At 72.7% G+C, this 16,750-nt stretch carries 19 protein-coding genes and 1 pseudogene; 15 read left to right on the forward strand and 5 right to left on the reverse strand.

Annotated elements, in window-relative coordinates:
- Nucleotides 1–277: pseudogene (locus ACFWW8_RS30090) on the reverse strand (hypothetical protein); the annotation flags it as partial.
- Between the two features lie 244 nt (nucleotides 278–521).
- Here ACFWW8_RS30090 and ACFWW8_RS30095 point away from each other — a divergent pair.
- The 6 genes from ACFWW8_RS30095 (at nucleotide 522) to ACFWW8_RS30120 (ending at nucleotide 6,334) form a co-directional block, all read left to right on the forward strand.
- Nucleotides 522–1,382 carry a bifunctional methylenetetrahydrofolate dehydrogenase/methenyltetrahydrofolate cyclohydrolase gene (locus tag ACFWW8_RS30095; protein ID WP_386533639.1) on the forward strand — a complete coding sequence of 287 codons (861 nt, stop codon included), beginning with the start codon at nucleotides 522–524 and terminating at the stop codon, nucleotides 1,380–1,382.
- Nucleotides 1,372–1,944: a DUF3017 domain-containing protein gene (locus tag ACFWW8_RS30100; RefSeq protein ID WP_386533642.1), complete on the forward strand. Its 573-nt coding sequence runs from the start codon at nucleotides 1,372–1,374 to the stop codon at nucleotides 1,942–1,944. The genes ACFWW8_RS30095 and ACFWW8_RS30100 overlap by 11 nt, the downstream gene beginning before the upstream one ends.
- 247 nt (nucleotides 1,945–2,191) lie before the next feature.
- A complete protein-coding gene (locus tag ACFWW8_RS30105; RefSeq protein ID WP_267723196.1) occupies nucleotides 2,192–3,181 on the forward strand; it encodes a malate dehydrogenase in 990 nt (329 codons plus the stop codon).
- A 141-nt stretch (nucleotides 3,182–3,322) separates the two neighbouring features.
- Nucleotides 3,323–5,056: a hypothetical protein gene (locus ACFWW8_RS30110; protein ID WP_386533645.1), complete on the forward strand. Its 1,734-nt coding sequence runs from the start codon at nucleotides 3,323–3,325 to the stop codon at nucleotides 5,054–5,056.
- Nucleotides 5,046–5,462, forward strand: a complete 417-nt coding sequence (locus ACFWW8_RS30115; protein WP_386533648.1) for a hypothetical protein — start codon at nucleotides 5,046–5,048, stop codon at nucleotides 5,460–5,462. Before ACFWW8_RS30110 ends, ACFWW8_RS30115 begins: the two co-directional genes overlap by 11 nt.
- A 2-nt stretch (nucleotides 5,463–5,464) precedes the next feature.
- Nucleotides 5,465–6,334 carry a hypothetical protein gene (locus ACFWW8_RS30120; protein WP_386533650.1) on the forward strand — a complete coding sequence of 290 codons (870 nt, stop codon included), beginning with the start codon at nucleotides 5,465–5,467 and terminating at the stop codon, nucleotides 6,332–6,334.
- Here the strand turns inward: ACFWW8_RS30120 and ACFWW8_RS30125 are convergent, their stop codons facing one another.
- The gene (locus tag ACFWW8_RS30125; RefSeq protein ID WP_386533653.1) at nucleotides 6,335–6,853 is read right to left on the reverse strand and encodes a carboxymuconolactone decarboxylase family protein; all 519 of its coding nucleotides are present in this window, start codon (nucleotides 6,851–6,853) and stop codon (nucleotides 6,335–6,337) included. It lies immediately after the preceding gene.
- Nucleotides 6,854–6,900: 47 nt separating this feature from the next.
- Between ACFWW8_RS30125 and ACFWW8_RS30130 the strand changes: the two genes are divergently transcribed.
- Nucleotides 6,901–8,304, forward strand: coding sequence for a PLP-dependent aminotransferase family protein (locus ACFWW8_RS30130; RefSeq protein WP_386533656.1), 1,404 nt, complete (start codon nucleotides 6,901–6,903; stop codon nucleotides 8,302–8,304).
- Here the strand turns inward: ACFWW8_RS30130 and ACFWW8_RS30135 are convergent.
- Nucleotides 8,285–8,731, reverse strand: a complete 447-nt coding sequence (locus ACFWW8_RS30135) for an ATP-binding protein (RefSeq protein WP_386533658.1) — start codon at nucleotides 8,729–8,731, stop codon at nucleotides 8,285–8,287. The two genes, ACFWW8_RS30130 and ACFWW8_RS30135, sit on opposite strands and share 20 nt — an antisense overlap.
- A gap of 108 nt (nucleotides 8,732–8,839) precedes the next feature.
- Between ACFWW8_RS30135 and ACFWW8_RS30140 the strand changes: the two genes are divergently transcribed.
- From ACFWW8_RS30140 to ACFWW8_RS30155, 4 genes are read left to right on the forward strand one after another with little or no spacing between them, the layout of a single operon-like run.
- Nucleotides 8,840–9,667 carry a helix-turn-helix domain-containing protein gene (locus ACFWW8_RS30140; RefSeq protein WP_386533660.1) on the forward strand — a complete coding sequence of 276 codons (828 nt, stop codon included), beginning with the start codon at nucleotides 8,840–8,842 and terminating at the stop codon, nucleotides 9,665–9,667.
- Complete coding sequence (locus tag ACFWW8_RS30145; protein WP_386533662.1) at nucleotides 9,664–9,864, forward strand: DUF397 domain-containing protein; 201 nt, start codon at nucleotides 9,664–9,666, stop codon at nucleotides 9,862–9,864. Before ACFWW8_RS30140 ends, ACFWW8_RS30145 begins: the two co-directional genes overlap by 4 nt.
- Before the next feature lie 36 nt (nucleotides 9,865–9,900).
- Nucleotides 9,901–10,083 (forward strand): DUF397 domain-containing protein, encoded by a 183-nt coding sequence (locus tag ACFWW8_RS30150; RefSeq protein WP_386533665.1) that lies wholly within the window; start codon nucleotides 9,901–9,903, stop codon nucleotides 10,081–10,083.
- Complete coding sequence (locus ACFWW8_RS30155) at nucleotides 10,080–10,268, forward strand: DUF397 domain-containing protein (RefSeq protein ID WP_386533668.1); 189 nt, start codon at nucleotides 10,080–10,082, stop codon at nucleotides 10,266–10,268. The genes ACFWW8_RS30150 and ACFWW8_RS30155 overlap by 4 nt, the downstream gene beginning before the upstream one ends.
- Here ACFWW8_RS30155 and ACFWW8_RS30160 read toward each other — a convergent pair.
- Nucleotides 10,252–11,091, reverse strand: a complete 840-nt coding sequence (locus tag ACFWW8_RS30160; protein ID WP_386533772.1) for a hypothetical protein — start codon at nucleotides 11,089–11,091, stop codon at nucleotides 10,252–10,254. The two genes, ACFWW8_RS30155 and ACFWW8_RS30160, sit on opposite strands and share 17 nt — an antisense overlap.
- A 112-nt stretch (nucleotides 11,092–11,203) precedes the next feature.
- Between ACFWW8_RS30160 and ACFWW8_RS30165 the strand changes: the two genes are divergently transcribed.
- Both ACFWW8_RS30165 and ACFWW8_RS30170 read left to right on the forward strand, forming a co-directional pair.
- Nucleotides 11,204–11,503 (forward strand): hypothetical protein, encoded by a 300-nt coding sequence (locus tag ACFWW8_RS30165; protein ID WP_386533670.1) that lies wholly within the window; start codon nucleotides 11,204–11,206, stop codon nucleotides 11,501–11,503.
- A gap of 13 nt (nucleotides 11,504–11,516) precedes the next feature.
- On the forward strand, nucleotides 11,517–12,719 hold the full coding sequence (locus ACFWW8_RS30170; protein ID WP_386533672.1) for a glutathionylspermidine synthase family protein: 1,203 nt from the start codon (nucleotides 11,517–11,519) through the stop codon (nucleotides 12,717–12,719).
- A 10-nt stretch (nucleotides 12,720–12,729) separates the two neighbouring features.
- Here the strand turns inward: ACFWW8_RS30170 and rocD are convergent, their stop codons facing one another.
- Entirely contained in the window at nucleotides 12,730–13,935 is a 1,206-nt protein-coding gene (gene rocD, locus ACFWW8_RS30175) for an ornithine--oxo-acid transaminase (RefSeq protein ID WP_386533675.1), read from the reverse strand.
- A gap of 244 nt (nucleotides 13,936–14,179) precedes the next feature.
- On the opposite strand from rocD, the gene glyA reads away from it, so the two are divergent.
- Both glyA and trpS read left to right on the forward strand, forming a co-directional pair.
- Nucleotides 14,180–15,448, forward strand: coding sequence for a serine hydroxymethyltransferase (glyA, locus tag ACFWW8_RS30180; protein ID WP_386533678.1), 1,269 nt, complete (start codon nucleotides 14,180–14,182; stop codon nucleotides 15,446–15,448).
- 227 nt (nucleotides 15,449–15,675) lie between these two features.
- Nucleotides 15,676–16,689 carry a tryptophan--tRNA ligase gene (trpS, locus tag ACFWW8_RS30185; protein WP_386533681.1) on the forward strand — a complete coding sequence of 338 codons (1,014 nt, stop codon included), beginning with the start codon at nucleotides 15,676–15,678 and terminating at the stop codon, nucleotides 16,687–16,689.
- Nucleotides 16,690–16,750 lie beyond the last annotated feature (61 nt).

The raw sequence follows: 16,750 nt of genomic DNA on the forward strand, positions 1-16,750 counted from the left end.
CGGACGCGACCATGGTGATCAGCGCGCCGACGGCCTGCAGGCCACCGAGGATGAAGAGCATGATCCGCGCGCCCTTGACACCGCCCGGCATCTCGACGGGACCGCCCGGGTAGCCGCCGGGACCGGCCGGGTAGCCGACGGGGGCGCCCTGCGGGTAGCCGTAGCCGCCCTGCGGCGGGACGCCCTGGGGGGCCTGCTGCGGGTAGCCGTAACCGGGCTGACCCTGGGGGGCCTGGGGCTGCTGTCCGTACGGGTTGTTCGGGTCGCCGAAACTCATCTGGGGTGTTCCTCCGTGGAAGTGCGGGGACGCACGGCATACGCACGGAGGAATACGGGATTTGCGGTCCGCCCCCCGGCACTGCCCGCGGCACTCTTTATCACTGCATCGTCCTCGGCCGGGCGACGACTTGTCCAGCCGGTTCCCAAGTGCTCCGTGACTTGTTGTGCAAGTGCAATGAACCGCGTGCTCCGGTGAACGCCTTGAGTGGAACCGGGGCCACTCCATCCGGGAGTATGGGTTCATGACTGCCCAGATTCTCGATGGCAAGGCCACCGCCGCCGCGATCAAGTCCGAACTGTCCGTCCGCGTGGCGGCCCTGAAGGCCCGGGGCATCACGCCCGGCCTCGGCACCCTGCTGGTCGGCGACGACCCGGGCAGCCGCTGGTACGTGAACGGCAAGCACAAGGACTGCGCCGAGGTCGGCATCGCCTCCCTCCAGCGCGAACTGCCCGCGACGGCCTCCCAGGAGGACATCGAGGAGGTCGTCCGCGAACTCAACGCGAACCCGCAGTGCACGGGTTACATCGTGCAACTCCCGCTCCCCAAGGGCATCGACACCAACCGGGTGCTGGAGCTGATGGATCCGGCCAAGGACGCCGACGGCCTGCACCCCATGTCGCTCGGCAAGCTCGTCCTGAACGAGCCGGGCCCGCTGCCCTGTACCCCGTACGGGATCGTCGAACTGCTGCGCCACCACGGAGTCGCCATCGACGGGGCGCACGTCGTCGTCCTCGGACGCGGCATCACCGTGGGGCGTTCCATCGGCCTGCTGCTGACCCGCAAGTCCGAGAACGCCACCGTGACGCTCTGCCACACCGGTACGCGCGACCTCGCGGGGCTGCTGCGCCGGGCGGACATCGTCGTCGCGGCGGCCGGGGTGCCGCACCTGGTCAAGCCGGAGGACGTGAAGCCGGGCGCGGCCGTGCTCGACGTCGGCGTCAGCCGCGACGAGGCCGGGAAGATCGTCGGCGACGTCCACCCGGGCGTGGCCGAGGTGGCCGGCTGGATCTCCCCGAACCCGGGCGGCGTCGGCCCGATGACCCGCGCCCAGCTGCTGGTCAACGTGGTCGAGGCGGCGGAACGGACCACCGGTGAAGGCTGACCCGGGCGCGGAGGCCGCGGCCGCCCCGGAGCCCGCGCCGGGGGCGGAGCCCGCGCCGGAGCCGCAGCCCGCGTCCGCCGTGTCGGAGGGGACCGCCCCGGGGCCTGCCGCGGAACCGGTACCGGCCGCCGCCGAAGCCGCCTCGGAGGCCGCCCCGGTCCCCGAGCGGGCCCAGGCCAGGTCCCGCCGCTTCCCGTCCGTCACCCGGGACACCGCGCGCCCCGAGGGCAGCGGCCGCGCCGTCCCCGGGGCGGTGTCCGCGCCGGTCCGGCAGTGGCCGATGCTCAGCGTGCTCGCCGCGACCGCGGCCGGCCTGCTGATCACGGCGCTGGGTCACCCGAAGGTCGGCTGCCTGGCGATGGGCGTCGCCCTGATCGCCGCCTCCGCGATGCGTCAGCTGCTGCCGTCGGTGGGCATGCTCGCCGTGCGCTCCCGGTTCACGGACGTGGCCACGTACGGACTGCTGGGCACGGCGATCACCCTGCTGGCGCTGGTCATCGAGCCCAAGCCGTGGCTGGAGATCCCCTTCCTGGAGACGGCGGTCCGCTTCACGGTCCGCTGACGGCTCCCAGGAGCCGCGGAACGGGGCACCGGCGGCCCCGCCGGGCGTTCGGATCCAGGGCTTCGGCGCCGCGGATCGCCCGTACGTGTGCCACGGACCACAGGGACCGGGGGATTGGGCCCCTCCCGGGTCGGATAGCCTGACGGCGGATGTCTCTTCACGTCAAGATTCACAGGGCCGGGGAGCGGCGTCCTCCCAGCACATGGGGCAGGGACGCCCCACCGCCAGCTGTCTAACGGAGAAGGCCATGACCCGCACTCCCGTGAATGTCACCGTCACCGGCGCCGCAGGCCAGATCGGCTACGCGCTGCTCTTCCGCATCGCGTCCGGTCACCTGCTCGGCGCGGACGTGCCGGTCAAGCTCCGTCTTCTGGAGATCCCCCAGGGCATGAAGGCCGCCGAGGGCACCGCCATGGAGCTCGACGACTGCGCCTTCCCGCTGCTCAAGGGCATCGACATCTTCGACGACCCGAACCAGGGCTTCGAGGGTGCCAACGTCGCGCTGCTCGTGGGCGCCCGCCCGCGCACCAAGGGCATGGAGCGCGGCGACCTGCTCTCCGCCAACGGCGGCATCTTCAAGCCGCAGGGCAAGGCCATCAACGACCACGCCGCGGACGACATCAAGGTCCTCGTCGTCGGCAACCCGGCCAACACCAACGCGCTCATCGCGCAGGCAGCGGCCCCGGACGTACCGGCCGAGCGCTTCACCGCGATGACCCGCCTGGACCACAACCGGGCGATCTCGCAGCTCGCCAAGAAGACCGGCGCCGACGTCACCGACATCAAGCGCCTGACCATCTGGGGCAACCACTCGGCCACCCAGTACCCGGACATCTTCCACGCGGAGATCGCCGGCAAGAACGCCGCCGAGGTCGTCAGCGACGAGCTGTGGCTCGCCGAGACCTTCATCCCGACCGTCGCCAAGCGCGGCGCCGCGATCATCGAGGCCCGTGGCGCGTCCTCCGCCGCCTCCGCCGCGAACGCCGCCATCGACCACGTGCACACGTGGGTCAACGGCACCGCCGCGGGCGACTGGACCTCGATGGGCATCCCGTCGGACGGCTCCTACGGCGTCCCGGAGGGCATCATCTCGTCCTTCCCCGTCACCACCAAGGACGGAAAGTACGAGATCGTCCAGGGCCTGGACATCAACGAGTTTTCCCGTGCGCGCATCGACGCGTCCGTGGCGGAGCTGGTCGAGGAGCGCGACGCGGTCCGCGAGCTCGGTCTGATCTGACCGCCCCGCACCACCCGCAGCACCCGTTCGACCCGAAAGGCCCCGGCGCCCCGCGCGCCGGGGCCTTTTGGCTCGTTTGCCCCTGTCGGGCGGCCGCGACCTCCCCTACCGTTGCCCCTCGTCACACCGCAGGGGGATTCGGTGACCACCAGCACCACCACGGGCACGGGCGCGACCTCGGACGACAGGGCGCCCGTCCACCCGTCGCTCAGTGAGGCGGGCCGCCTGCTGTGCGCCGGCACCTACCTCGACTCGGCCTACCGGGACCGGGTGATCGAGGAGCTGTACGTCCACGAGGAACGCATCGTCGCGCCCTCCTACGGGTTCGACGCCGCCCGGGTCCTCGCCCACGCCCTGCGCGCCCGCCGGGCGGAGCTGGGCTGGGCCGCCGGAGTCGTCTTCGCCTGGTTCGCCGGCGTGCTGCTCACCGGCGGCGCGCTGCTGGTGCTGGCGGTGCCGTTCCTGCTGCTCGGTATCGCCGGCTGGCTCACCTCGCGGGGCCGGGGGGCCGTCGGGGTGCTCAGCCGGATCGCCGGCGCGCTGATCAGGCTCTGGGCGTGGCTGCTGCTCCTCGTGCTCGCCGTCGCCGCCCTCGGCAGCGGCGTACAGGTCCTGGTGTTCCTGCGGCCGCTGTTCTGGCTGCTGGACGCGCTGGGCCTGGCCCCGCTCCTGTACGTCAGCGGCGACGGCCTCCTGGAGAGCTGGACCGGCCTGGGGGTGCTGGCCGCGTTCGCCGCCGTGGCCACCGTCGTCGGCCTCCAGCGCGGCCACGTCGCTCGGGTGATCCTGCACGACCTGGACCGGACCGCGTACGCCCGCCTCGATTCCGACCCCGCCGAACAGGCCGACGGCGTCCGCTTCGCCCGCGCCCGGGAACGCATCCGCGACGAGCAGCACTCCCGGCTGGTCATGTACGGGTTCGACGACCCGTTCTGCGGTGCGGGACTGCCGTACCGGCCCTGGCACCTGGCCGTGGAACTGCGCCCGCGCAGCGACCGCGGCGCCGCCGAACCGCCGGAACTCGTCGACAACGCCCGGATCCTGGACCGGATCCGGCCGCGGCTGGAGGGCCTGCGGCTGCCGACGCCGCACGGATCGCCGCGGGCCCAGGCCGCCGTACGGGACCGGCTGCGCGAACTCGTCGTCGACGAGTGCGTGTTCCTGCCCGCCGCGGGACTCCCCGGCCGGATCCCGGAGCTGTTCCGCCCGGAGGTGTACGAGGAGCACCGCGCGGACGCGGTCGAGGAGGGTGGCGAGCAGCGGCGGCACTTCCTGCGCATCCGGGTCGGCGGCTGGGACGAGAACCTCGTCGTGACCGTGTTCGTACGGGTCCACACCCAGGGCCGGATGCTGATGCTGGAGGTGGCGCCGCACGTGCTGCTGCCGGTCGACGAGGCGTTCCAGGCGGCCGACGACTTCGCCCTGCGGCACCGGAACAACAATGCGTTCGCGAAGGCGGTCTCGGCCGTGGGGCGCACGCCCCGCTCGCTCGGCGCCTCGCTGGCGACGCTCTTCGGGGGCACCGCGAGCGTGTGGCGGGTGGCCACGGCGGGCCACCGGGGGGCGCTGCCGGCCGGGCCGGGGCTGTCCGTCCGGGAGATCGCCGCGCAGCCCGACGGATCGCTCTTCCACCTCATGGACCTCGACCGGTACCTGAAGACCATTCAGGAGCGGGTGGCCGGCGGGGTCAAGGAGACCCTGCACGAAGCCGGGTGGCACACCGACGAGTTCGACCAGCGCCTGGTCCACGTCGCCGAGGGCGGGGTGTTCATCCAGTCGGTGAACCACAGCGCCTTCAGCGTCGGCGGCAGCGGCAACAGCAATCGCACCAGCCATCACACGCACACGAACGGGAGCAACGGCAGTGGCAGATGAGGCAACCGGGGCGGCCGCCGACGGTACGGGCACCGGCCCCGGGCAGGTCCGCATCGGGACCGTGCAGGGCGGCGCCTTCAGCATCGGCGGCAGCAACAACACCAACACCGCCCACACCACCACCGTCCACTACGGCGGCACGGGGGCGGACGGCCCCGGCGCGGCGGAACTGCTGGAGGCCGTACAGGAGCTGCGCGCCGCCCTCGTACGGCTGCCCAGGGGCGCCGACCGCACGGCGCTCGACGGCGAACTGGACGAGGCCGCCGGGGAGCTGGAGGAGGCCGGGGAGATCCGGCCCGGCCTCCCCGCCCGGCTGCGCGGCACCCTGGAACGCTGGGCACCGCTGGTGGAGTCGGTGAACGCGGCCGCGGCGCTCGGCGGGCTGCTCGCCACGCTGGGGGCCTGACGGTGGCCTCGGGCGGCGCGCGCTGGAACCCGGACGCGCAGCGCTGGGAGTCGGGACCGGAGGCGGGGCAGCAGCCCCCGCTGCCCCGTACGCCTCCGCCGCTCCCGCCGGTGCCGCCGCGATGGCAGCCGGAGGGGACCGGCCACGACGCCCCGGTCGGCGCCGACTCCGGCTACGCGCCCGGACCCGGCCGGGGCCCCGGTCCGCAGCGGCCCTGGCGGACGCCGCTGCTGGTGGCCCTCTGTTCGGCGGTGGTGAGCGGGGCCGCGGTGGCGGGCTGGCTCGCGCTCGCCGACGACGACGACCCGAAGACCCCGGCCGCACCCCCGTCGGCGTCCGGGTCCTCCGGTGCGCGCTCCGGCCCGGCGACGGCCCCACCCACGGGGGAGACGAGCCCGAGCCCGAGTCCGTCCCCGACACCCGCCACGCCGGACCCGTCGTACGCGGTGGTCCACAACGACAACGGCTTCTCGGTCGCCGTGCCCGCGGGCTGGCGGCCCAGCACCGGCGAGACCGGGAGCGGCTCCTTCTACCGGCCGCCCGGCGACCGCACCGCGCTGCTCCAGGTCTTCCGGATCACCGAACCCGCGGGCATCGGCTCCTGCGAGCTGCTGCGGACCTCTTCGCGGGGCCTGGACGACGGGAACCCGGGCTACCGGGAGGTGTCCGTCGGCGAGCTGTCCGCCGGCTCCTGCGAGCTGGTCTACGAGTACGACAGCGCCGAGGCGGGCGGCCGCCGCCGGGGCATCGAGCGGATCGTCGTCGCCCCCGACGGCCGGCGCTGGGCGCTGCTGGCGGCCGGACCGGCGGCCGCCCCGGAGGTGGTCCGCGCCCACCTGACGGCCGCCGTGGAGTCGTTCCGGACCGACTGATCAGCCCTTGGTGTTGTACATGCCGGGCGTGTAGTGGCCGGGGGCCATGCGGGTGGCCACGGCGAAGCGGTTCCAGACGTTGATCGTCGCGATCACGGTGACGAGCTGGGCGAGCTCGCGCTCCTCGAACTGCTTCGCGGCCCTCTCCCACACCTCGTCCGGCACGAAGCCGTCCGTCAGCACCGTCACGGCCTCGGCCAGCTCGATCGCGGCGAGCTCCCGCTCCGTGTAGAAGTGCCGCGACTCCTCCCAGGCGCTGAGCTGGACGATCCGCTCCACGCTCTCGCCCGCGGCGAGGGCGTCCTTGGTGTGCATGTCGAGGCAGAAGGCGCAGTGGTTGAGCTGCGAGGCACGGATCTTGACCAGCTCGACCAGGACCGGGTCCAGGTCCTTCTTCGAGGCGATCTCCAGGGCCAGGACGGCCTTGTAGGCCTCGGGCGCGAGCTTCGCGAGCTGGAGGCGCGGGGGGTGCTCGGGGGCGCGGTCGTGGGCGTGCGGGTGTTCCGACGTGGTTGCCATGCGCTCCACCCTAGGGGCCGGGTAGCCCACCGCTATGGTCCATGTTCATGACGGAATCGGGGGCCACTTTCGGCGCGGACCTCCATCTGGACCTCCGTCTGGACCCCGTCTCCGGGCGCGGGCTGCGGGCCGGTCTCACCGAGGCGCTGCGCGAGGCCGCGCGCAGCGGGCGGCTCCCGGCCGGGACCCGGCTGCCGTCGTCGCGCGCGTTCGCCGCCGACCTCGGGATCGCCCGGAACACGGTGGCCCATGCGTACGCCGAACTCGTCGCCGAGGGCTGGCTGACGGCCCGGCAGGGCTCCGGGACCCGGGTGGCCGAACGGGCCAGGCCCCGGCGCCCCGCCGCGGCGCCCCGGGTACGGCACCCCGCGCGCCGGGGGCTCGCGTACAGCCTGATGCCGGGCTCCCCGGACGTGGGCGGCTTCCCCCGTACGGCCTGGCTGGCGGCCGCCCGGCGGGCGCTGACCGACGCGCCGGGCGAGGCCTTCGGCTACGGCGACGGGCGCGGCCGGATCGAGCTGCGGGAGGCGCTGGCCGGGTACCTGGCCCGGGCGCGCGGGGTGTACGCGGACCCGGAGCGGATCGTGCTGTGCGGGGGCTTCGCGCACGCGCTGGCGCTGCTCGCGCGCGTGCTGCGGGCGCGGCGCGTACGGGAGGTGGCGGTCGAGGGGTACGGGCTGGACATCCACCGGAACCTGCTGGAACGGGCGGGCCTGCGGACGCGGCCGCTGGAGGTGGACGCGGACGGGGCCCGTACGGGCGGGCTGACCGCCGGTCCCGGCGCGGTCCTGCTGACCCCGGCGCACCAGTTCCCGACCGGGGCGGCCCTGACCCCGGCCCGCCGGGCGGCCGCGGTCGACTGGGCCGGGTCCACGGGCGGGCTGGTCCTGGAGGACGACTACGACGGGGAGTTCCGCTACGACCGCCAGCCGGTCGGGGCGCTCCAGGGGCTGGACCCCGACCGGGTCGTGTACCTGGGCACGGCCAGCAAGTCCCTCGCCCCGGGGCTGCGGATGGGCTGGATGGTGCTCCCGCCGGGACTGCTGGACGAGGTGATGGCGGTGCGGACCGCGGGCGACGCGACCTCCGGCGCGCTGGACCAGCTGACGCTGGCGCAGTTCATCACCTCGGGGGCGTACGACCGGCACGTGCGCGGGATGCGGCTGCGGTACCGGCGCCGCCGGGACGAGCTCGTCGCGGCCGTGGCCGGCCGGGTGGGCGTCTGCGGCATCGCGGCGGGGCTGCACGCGGTGTTGGACCTCCCGGAGGGGACGGAACGCGCGGTGGTCCGGTCCGCGGCCTGGCAGGACCTGGCCGTGGAAGGCCTCGCCGCCTTCCGGCACCCGGAGGCGGAGCTGCCGGCGCGCGACGCGCTGGTCGTGAGCTACGGGAGCCCGGCCGCCAGCGCGTGGTCGCCGACCCTGGCGGCGCTCACGGCCGCGCTGCCGTAGCCGCGGTCCGCGGGGCCGCCGCCCGCGTGGCCACCTCGGCCCAGACGGTCTTGCCGACCAGCCGCCCGGAGACGCCCCAGGCGAGGCAGAGCGCCTCGACGATCCGCAGCCCGTGACCGTGCTCGTTGGCCTCGACCGGCCCCGGCCGGACCCGGGGCTGCTGTCCCGCCCGCGCGTCGGAGACCTCCACCCGCAGCACGCCGTCCAGTTCCCGCAGCCCGAGCTCGAAGTCCCGCCCCGGCACGCCGCCGTGCGCCACGGCGTTGGCCGCCAGCTCGGCGACGACCTGCGCGACCCGCTCGCTGTCACCCCCGCCCAACGGATAGCCCCACCGGGCCAGTTCCAGCAGCGCCAGCTCCCGCGCCAGCCGCGCGCCCCGCCGGGTACTGCTGAACCGCTGCCGCCACTCGTTGCCTGCGTTGGGCATGGCGCCGCTCCTCTGTGTAGTCGTTCCGCTACCGGCGAGGTTCAGCGTGGCCGCACACAGGGAAGCATTCAACGTGTCAGGGGAGGACGAAAGGTTGGTGCGTGCAGCGTGAACGTCAAGGAGCTGAATCCGGAGAGCTCTCCGCAGGCCGCGTTCGGCGCCCGCCTGCGCAGCTCGCGGAAGACGCAGGGGTGGACCCAGGACGAACTGGGCGAGCGGATGGGGTATTCGAGTACGCACATCTCGTCCGTGGAAACTGGTCGGAAGGTGCCGACCTTGCGGTTTTCGCGGAGTGTGGACGTCGCGTTCGGGACCGGCGATGCGTTCGAGCGCCAGTCCCTGGAGATTCGGCACGGTGCGCTGCTGGAAGGCTTCCCGGAGTACGTGGGATACGAAGGTCGGGCGGTGGAGCTCCGCCTGTTTGAGATCGGCATCGTTCCCGGCTTGTTGCAGACGCCCGAGTACGCGAAGGCGTTGGCGAACAGCGCGGTGCAACGCGGCGCCATCACTCCCGCGTACGCGGCGGAGCGCGTGGCGTTCCTTGCCGAGCGCCAAGAGGCGTTGGAGCGGGATCGACCACCCATGGTGTTCGTCGTGATGGACGAAAGCTGCATTCGTCGGCCCGTCGGCGGCCCAGAGGTCATGGAAGCCCAGCTGGACCGGTTGGTCGAGTTCGCTGCACGTGCCCACACGGTTCTGCAGGTGGCACCCTTCGACATCGGGGAGCGCCGGCCGTTCGACCTGCCGGTCAACTTGCTGACCCTTGCCGATCGATCCGTCGTCGCGTACGCCGAGTCACAGGCGCAGGGGCACCTGGACCGAGAAACCGTCTCGGTCCTGCCCATGCTTACGGCCTACCATCAGCTACAGGCCGAAGCGCTCTCCCAAACGGCATCAGTCGCCATGATCAATGCGGTACGAAAGGGCTCCCCGTGACGACCCGCACCGATTCCCCCCGCTGGTTCAAGTCCTCTTACAGCAACAACGGTGGCAACTGCATCGAGGTCGCCACGAACTTGATCGCTTCGCGCGGGGTGGTTCCGGTTCGCGATTCCAAGCGTCCTGGAGGGCCCGTGCTGGACTTCGCGGCGGGGGTGTTCGCGACGTTCGTGGCGGGTATCCAGGCCAAGTAGGTCCGGCACTCTCCCGCAGCGACGAAGGGGCACCCCGTGACGACAGAATCCCCCCGTTGGTTCACGTCCTCGTACAGCTCCAACGGTGGCGATTGTGTCGAGGTAGCCACCAACCTGGTCGGTGTCGTCCCGGTTCGGGACTCGAAGAACCCTGGCGGCCCGGAGCTGGGCTTCACCCCGGGGGCGTTCGCCGCCTTCGTTGCGGGGGTCAAGCGGTGACGGCCGAAAGCCCCCGCTGGTTCAAGTCCTCGTACAGCGACAACGGTGGCAACTGCGTCCAGGTCGCCGTCAACCTCGCCGGTGTCGTCCCGGTTCGGGACTCGAAGAACCCCGGCGGGCCGGAGCTGGCCTTCGCCCCGCGAGCCTTCGCCGTGTTTCTCGACGGGGTTAGCGGGCGGCGGTAGGCGGCGGGGGTGGTTCTGGTTCGCCGAAGCGGGCGAGCGCGAGGGCGCCCGCCACCGCCACCGTGAAGCCCAGGACGGCGAGCCAGGCCAGGCCGTCGCGGGTGCGGTCGCCCAGCCACACCACCCCCACCAGCGCGGGACCGATCGTCTCGCCGAGCACCAGGCCGGCCGTCGCCGCCGTGACGGAGCCGCGCTGGAGCGCCGAGGTCAGCAGCAGGAAGCCCGCGGCGCCGCCCAGCAGCAGCGCGTACAGCGCCGGGTTGGCGAGCTCGCTCCACGAGAAGCCGTCGATCAGGCGGACGGCGACCTCCACCACCCCGAAGCCCGTGCCCGCCGCCAGGCCGAGGGTCAGCGCGCGGGGCCCGTCCGGGAGCCGCCCGGCGGCCGCGCCGACGAGCAGCACCAGCACCGCCACGCCGAGCAGCCCGTACCGCAGCGCGTCGGAGCCGGTTCCCGAGCCCTCCTCCCCGGAGGCCAGCCCGAGCATCAGCAGCCCCGCGCACACCACCCCCACCGCGGCCCACTCGGTCCGGGACAGCCGTACCCCCATGAGCCGCGCCGCGACCACGGCCGTCACGGCGAGGCTGGCGGCCAGCGCGGCCCCCACCGCGTAGATCGGGACGTGGCTCAGGGCGATGATCTGGAGCACGAAGCCGACTCCGTCCAGTCCCAGACCGGCCACGTAGCGCCACTGCCGGACGGCCCGCAGGAACAGCGCCGGGTCCACGCCGGACCCGGTCCCCGGCTCCGCCGCCCGCGCCGCGACCGCCTGGAGGACCGAGGCCGTACCGAAGCACAGCGCGGCCCCGAGCGCGCAAATCATCCCAATTAGCACGAAGTGACTCTAGGTCACAGATCTCACGGCGGCCGGATTCCATCCCCCGGGGGGCCCGCTCTACTCTGTCGGCAGTACGCCACCCAGGGGGAGCAGCCACATGGACAGCAGCAGCACCAACCAGCGCCGCATGCGCTCCGGAGTCGTCGCCCTCGGCGGCATGGGCCTCCTCGCGGCCACGCTCGTGGCCTGCGGCAGCAGCGACGAGCCCGACAAGCGGTGCGCGTCCCGCTCCACGCTGGAGAAGCTGAACAACAAGGAGTGCAAGAGCGGGGGCCACGGCGCGTACTACTACGGCGGCACCGTCGTCGCCGGCAAGGTCTCCGGCGGCAGCTTCGACAAGTCGGCCGTCACCCGGGGCGGCATCGGCGGCAGCAAGTCCGGCACCAGCGGCGGCTGAGGAGCCCAGAACGATGAAGCGGCACACCATCGAACCCCGCCCCGACTGGCAGAAGACCGTCGAGGAACAGGGTCTGATCTACCCCCTCACGCGCTACCCCGACGACTCGCTGCGCCCCTACTGGGACGAGAGCGCGTACTACTCCTTCACGCTCCCCGAGGTGGAGGCGCTGGAGAACGTCGTCGAGGAGCTGCACGCGATGTGCCTGGCCGCGGCCGCGCACATCGTGGAGCACGACCGCTTCGCCGACCTCGGCATCACGGACCCGAAGGTGGTCGCGCTGGTCGCCGAGTCCTGGCGCCGCCGCGCCGACCAGCCGTCCCTCTACGGACGCTTCGACCTGCGCTACGACGGCGCCGGCGGCCCGGCCAAGATGCTGGAGTACAACGCCGACACCCCCACCTCCCTGGTGGAGGCTGCCAGCCCGCAGTGGTTCTGGATGGAGGAGCGCTTCCCCGGCGCCGACCAGTGGAACTCCCTCCACGAGCGGCTCGTCGAGGCCTGGCGCCGGCAGGCGGAGCTGCTGCCGCCCGGCCCGCTGCACTTCGCGCACTCCGAGACCGACGAGCTCGGCGAGGACCTGATGACGGTCGCCTACCTCCAGGAGACCGCCGAGCAGGCCGGCATCGACACGCAGGCGCTGTCCGTCGAGCAGATCGGCTGGGACAGCCTGTCCGGCCGGTTCGTGGACGAGAAGCTCCGCTTCATCCGCAGCTGCTTCAAGCTCTACCCGTGGGAGTGGCTGGCCGCGGACGAGTTCGGCCCGCAGGTCATCGGCACCTACGACCACGGCGGCGGCACCGGCAGCACCTGCTGGATCGAGCCGGCGTGGAAGATGCTGCTCTCCAACAAGGCGCTGCTCGCCGTCCTGTGGGAGCTGTTCCCGGAGCACCCGAACCTGCTGCCCGCCTACCTCGACGGCCCCCGTGAGCTGGCCGGACCCGGATCGGACGGGTACGTGGCCAAGCCGCTGCTCGGCCGCGAGGGCGCCGGGGTCACCCTCCACCTGCCGGGCGGGGACGGGGAGCCCTTCGTACCGGAGGAGGGCGAGCGGTACTGCTTCCAGGGCCTGGCCCCGCTGCCCGACTTCGACGGCAACCGGGTGGTGCTCGGCGCGTGGGTCGTCGAGGACGAGGCGGCGGGACTCGGCATCCGCGAATCCGCGGGGCCGGTCACGGACGAGTACGCCCGCTTCCTGCCCCACGTGATCCTCTGACCGCGGCCCGCTAGCCGGCCAGGACGGACCGGAGCTGCTCCAGCCCCCAGTCCAGGTCCTCCTTGGAGATCACCAGCGGCGGGGCGATCCGGATCGTCGACCCGTGGGTGTCCTTCACCAGCACCCCCCGCTCCATCATCTTCTCGGAGATCTCCCGGCCGGTCCCGCGCGACGGGTCGATGTCCACGCCCGCCCACAGCCCGCGCCCCCGTACGGCGGTCACCGCACCGCCGCCGACCAGCACGTTCAACTCCCGGTGCAGGTGGTCGCCGAGTTCGGTGGCCCGCTGCTGGTACTCGCCGGTCCGCAGCATCGCGACGACCTCCAGCGCCACCGCGCAGGCCAGCGGGTTGCCGCCGAACGTCGAGCCGTGCTCCCCGGGCCGGAACACCCCGAGCACGTCCCGGTCGGCGACGACGGCCGAGACGGGCACCACGCCGCCGCCCAGCGCCTTGCCCAGGAGGTACACGTCGGGGACGACGCCCTCGTGCTCGCACGCGAAGGTCCTGCCGGTCCGGCCCAGGCCCGACTGGATCTCGTCCGCGATGAACAGCACGTTCCGCTCGCGGGTCAGCTCGCGTACGCCCTGGAGGTAGCCGGCCGGCGGCACCAGCACCCCCGCCTCGCCCTGGATCGGCTCCAGCAGCACGGCGACGGTGTTCTCGGTGACGGCCGCGGCGAGCGCGGTGAGGTCCCCGTACGGGACGATCTCGAAGCCCGGCGTGTACGGCCCGAAGTGGTCGCGGGCGTCGTGGTCGGTGGAGAACGAGACGATCGTCGTGGTCCGGCCGTGGAAGTTGTCGGCGCACACCACGATCTTGGCGTGCCCGTCCGGCACGCCCTTGACCTCGTACCCCCACTTGCGGGCGGTCTTCACCGCCGTCTCGACGGCCTCCGCGCCCGTGTTCATGGGCAGCACCATGTCCTTGCCGCACAGCGCGGCCAGTTCGGTACAGAAGTCGGCGAAGCGGTCGTGGTGGAAGGCGCGGGAGGTCAGCGTGACCCGCTCCAGCTGCGCGCGTGCCGCGTCGAGCAGACGGCGGTTGCCGTGGCCGAAGTTGAGCGCCGAATAGCCGGCGAGCAGGTCGAGGTAACGGCGCCCCTCCACGTCGGTCATCCACGCGCCTTCCGCGGAGGCGACGACGACGGGCAGCGGGTGGTAGGTGTGCGCGCTGTGCGCCTCGGCGGAGCGGATGGCATCAGCAGTTGTCGACACGGGGTCTCCGATCGTCCGTCTTGCCGGGTGAGCGTGTGACGAGGGTGGCGTCACAGTCTTATCGTCGCTCGTATTCCGGACGCGGAAACCTCCCGTGCGGCGCGCCCGCTAAGGTGTGCGGTACGCACGGCGACTGGCGCACGGAGAAGCGACTCCGGGGGAGTCGTGCGGGCAGATCCGCACACAGGGCCGCTCGCCTGGGCCTCGCGGGGTACCGATTCCCATCGACCCCGGAGGAGCCCGCATGACCGCGAGCCGCCATCCCGCCCTGTCCGCGACCGACCCCGAACTGGCGTCCTTCGTCGCCGCGGAGGAAGTCCTCCAGGCGGAGACCCTGCGCCTGATCCCCAGCGAGAACTACGTGTCCGCGGCCGTCCTGGAAGCCTCCGGGACCGTGCTGCAGAACAAGTACAGCGAGGGCTACCCCGGCCGCCGCTACTACGAGGGCCAGCAGAACATCGACCGCGTCGAGGCCCTCGCCGTCGAGCGGGCCAAGGGCCTGTTCGGGGTGGACCACGCCAACGTCCAGCCGTACTCCGGCTCCCCGGCCAACCTGGCCGTCTACCTCGCCTTCGCGAAGCCCGGCGACACCGTCATGGGCATGGCCCTCCCCATGGGCGGGCACCTCACCCACGGCTGGGGCGTCTCGGCGACCGGCTCGTGGTTCCGCGGCGTCCAGTACGGGGTGCGCCCCGACACCGGGCTGATCGACTACGACGCCGTACGGGAGCTGGCGCTCGCCGAGCGGCCGAAGCTGATCTTCTGCGGCGGCACCGCGCTGCCCCGCACGATCGACTTCGCCGCCTTCGCCTCGATCGCCGAGGAGGCCGGCTCGGTCCTGGTCGCGGACGTCGCCCACATCGCGGGCCTGATCGCGGGCGGCGCGCACCCGTCGCCGGCGGACCACGCCGACGTGATCTCCACGACCACGCACAAGACCCTGCGGGGCCCGCGCGGCGCGATGCTGATGTGCCGCCAGGAGCACGCCAAGGCCATCGACAAGGCCGTCTTCCCCGGCCTCCAGGGCGGTCCGCACAACCAGACGACGGCCGGCATCGCCGTCGCCCTCCACGAGGCCGCGCAGCCCTCCTTCACGGCGTACGCGCACACGGTCGTCGCCAACGCGAAGGCACTGGCCGCGGCCCTGCTGGAGCGCGGCTTCGACCTGGTCTCGGGCGGCACCGACAACCACCTGATCCTGATGGACCTCACCTCGCGGGGCGTTCCCGGCAAGGTCGCCGCCAAGGCGCTGGACCGGGCGGGCATCGTCGTCAACCACAACACCGTCCCCTTCGACCCGCGCAAGCCGTTCGACCCCTCGGGAGTGCGGATCGGCACGCCGTCGCTGACCTCCCGCGGGCTGACCGCCGCGCACATGCCGGCGGTGGCGGACTGGATCTCCCGAGCCGTGGACGCCGCCGCCAAGGGCGACGAGCCGGCGCTCGGCGCCGTCCGCGCCGAGGTCGCGTCGTTGATGGCGGAATTCCCGGCCCCCGGCCTGCCGCTGTCCTGACCCGCGGAGCCGTTGCCGGGGGCGCCGCCCCGGACCCCGCGCCTCGAACGCCGGCGGGGCTGACATCAGCCTCGCCCGGCGCAAAGCGGTCGCTCGGCCGGGGCGGGATCCGGCCGCCGCACTACCGCCCGGTACCCGTGCGGGGCCGGGCGGGGGAGCGGGGCGACCCGGGAGGTTCCGGCCAGCGGCGGACCGGAGCCCGCCCCCGCACCTGAGAGAATGGCGGCATGGCTTCTGATCGTCCTCGCGCGCTCTCCGGCATCCAGCCCACCTCCGGTTCGTTCCACCTCGGGAACTATCTCGGAGCCATCCGCCAGTACGTCGCGTTGCAGGAGACGCACGACGCCTTCTACATGGTCGTCGACCTGCACGCGATCACCATGCCGCAGGACCCGAAGGACCTCCGCGCGAACACCCGGCTCTCCGCCGCGCAGCTGCTCGCCGCCGGCCTGGACCCCGAGCGCTGCACGCTGTTCGTCCAGAGCCACGTGCCGGAGCACGCGCAGCTGGGCTGGGTCATGAACTGCATCACCGGTTTCGGCGAGGCGAGCCGGATGACCCAGTTCAAGGACAAGTCCGCGAAGCAGGGTGCGAACAACGCCACCGTCGGCCTGTTCACGTACCCGATCCTCCAGGTCGCCGACATCCTGCTGTACCAGGCGAACGCCGTCCCGGTCGGCGAGGACCAGCGCCAGCACATCGAGCTGACCCGCGACCTGGCCGAGCGCTTCAACCAGCGCTTCGGCCAGACCTTCACCCTCCCCGCCGCGCACATCGTCAAGGAGGTCGCGAAGATCTACGACCTCCAGGACCCGTCGGTCAAGATGTCGAAGTCGGCCTCCTCGCCCAAGGGCCTCATCAACCTCCTCGACGAGCCGAAGGCCACCGCGAAGAAGATCAAGAGCGCGGTGACGGACACCGAGGCCGAGGTCCGCTTCGACGTCCAGGAGAAGCCCGGCGTCAGCAACCTGCTCACGATCTACTCCACCCTCACCGGCGAGACGATCCCGTCCCTCGAAGACAAGTACGAGGGCAAGGGGTACGGCGCGCTGAAGACCGATCTGGCCGACGTCATGGTCGATTTCGTCACACCGTTCAAGCAGCGCACCCAGGAGTACCTGGACGACCCGGAAACCCTGGACTCCCTCCTGGCCAAGGGCGCGGAGAAGGCCCGCGCGGTCGCCGCCGAGACCCTCGCCCAGACGTACGACCGCCTCGGTTTCCTGCCCGCCAAGCACTGACCGGACCGAGGGCCCTGGCGAGATGGGGGGTGCTGCCGCCACACTGGGCGGCAGCAGTCCA

Origin of the sequence: Streptomyces sp. NPDC058701, assembly GCF_042715295.1 — a bacterium.
Classification (GTDB): Bacteria; Actinomycetota; Actinomycetes; order Streptomycetales; family Streptomycetaceae; genus Streptomyces.

Coding starts and splice junctions, on each gene's coding strand:
- glyA (WP_386533678.1), top strand. CDS start 14,180: ATGACCGCGAGCCGCCATCCCGCCCTGTCCGCGACCGACCCCGAACTG.
- ACFWW8_RS30125 (WP_386533653.1), bottom strand. CDS start 6,853: ATGGCAACCACGTCGGAACACCCGCACGCCCACGACCGCGCCCCCGAG.
- ACFWW8_RS30105 (WP_267723196.1), top strand. CDS start 2,192: ATGACCCGCACTCCCGTGAATGTCACCGTCACCGGCGCCGCAGGCCAG.
- ACFWW8_RS30170 (WP_386533672.1), top strand. CDS start 11,517: ATGAAGCGGCACACCATCGAACCCCGCCCCGACTGGCAGAAGACCGTC.
- ACFWW8_RS30165 (WP_386533670.1), top strand. CDS start 11,204: ATGGACAGCAGCAGCACCAACCAGCGCCGCATGCGCTCCGGAGTCGTC.
- ACFWW8_RS30095 (WP_386533639.1), top strand. CDS start 522: ATGACTGCCCAGATTCTCGATGGCAAGGCCACCGCCGCCGCGATCAAG.
- trpS (WP_386533681.1), top strand. CDS start 15,676: ATGGCTTCTGATCGTCCTCGCGCGCTCTCCGGCATCCAGCCCACCTCC.
- ACFWW8_RS30130 (WP_386533656.1), top strand. CDS start 6,901: ATGACGGAATCGGGGGCCACTTTCGGCGCGGACCTCCATCTGGACCTC.
- ACFWW8_RS30135 (WP_386533658.1), bottom strand. CDS start 8,731: ATGCCCAACGCAGGCAACGAGTGGCGGCAGCGGTTCAGCAGTACCCGG.
- ACFWW8_RS30160 (WP_386533772.1), bottom strand. CDS start 11,091: ATGATTTGCGCGCTCGGGGCCGCGCTGTGCTTCGGTACGGCCTCGGTC.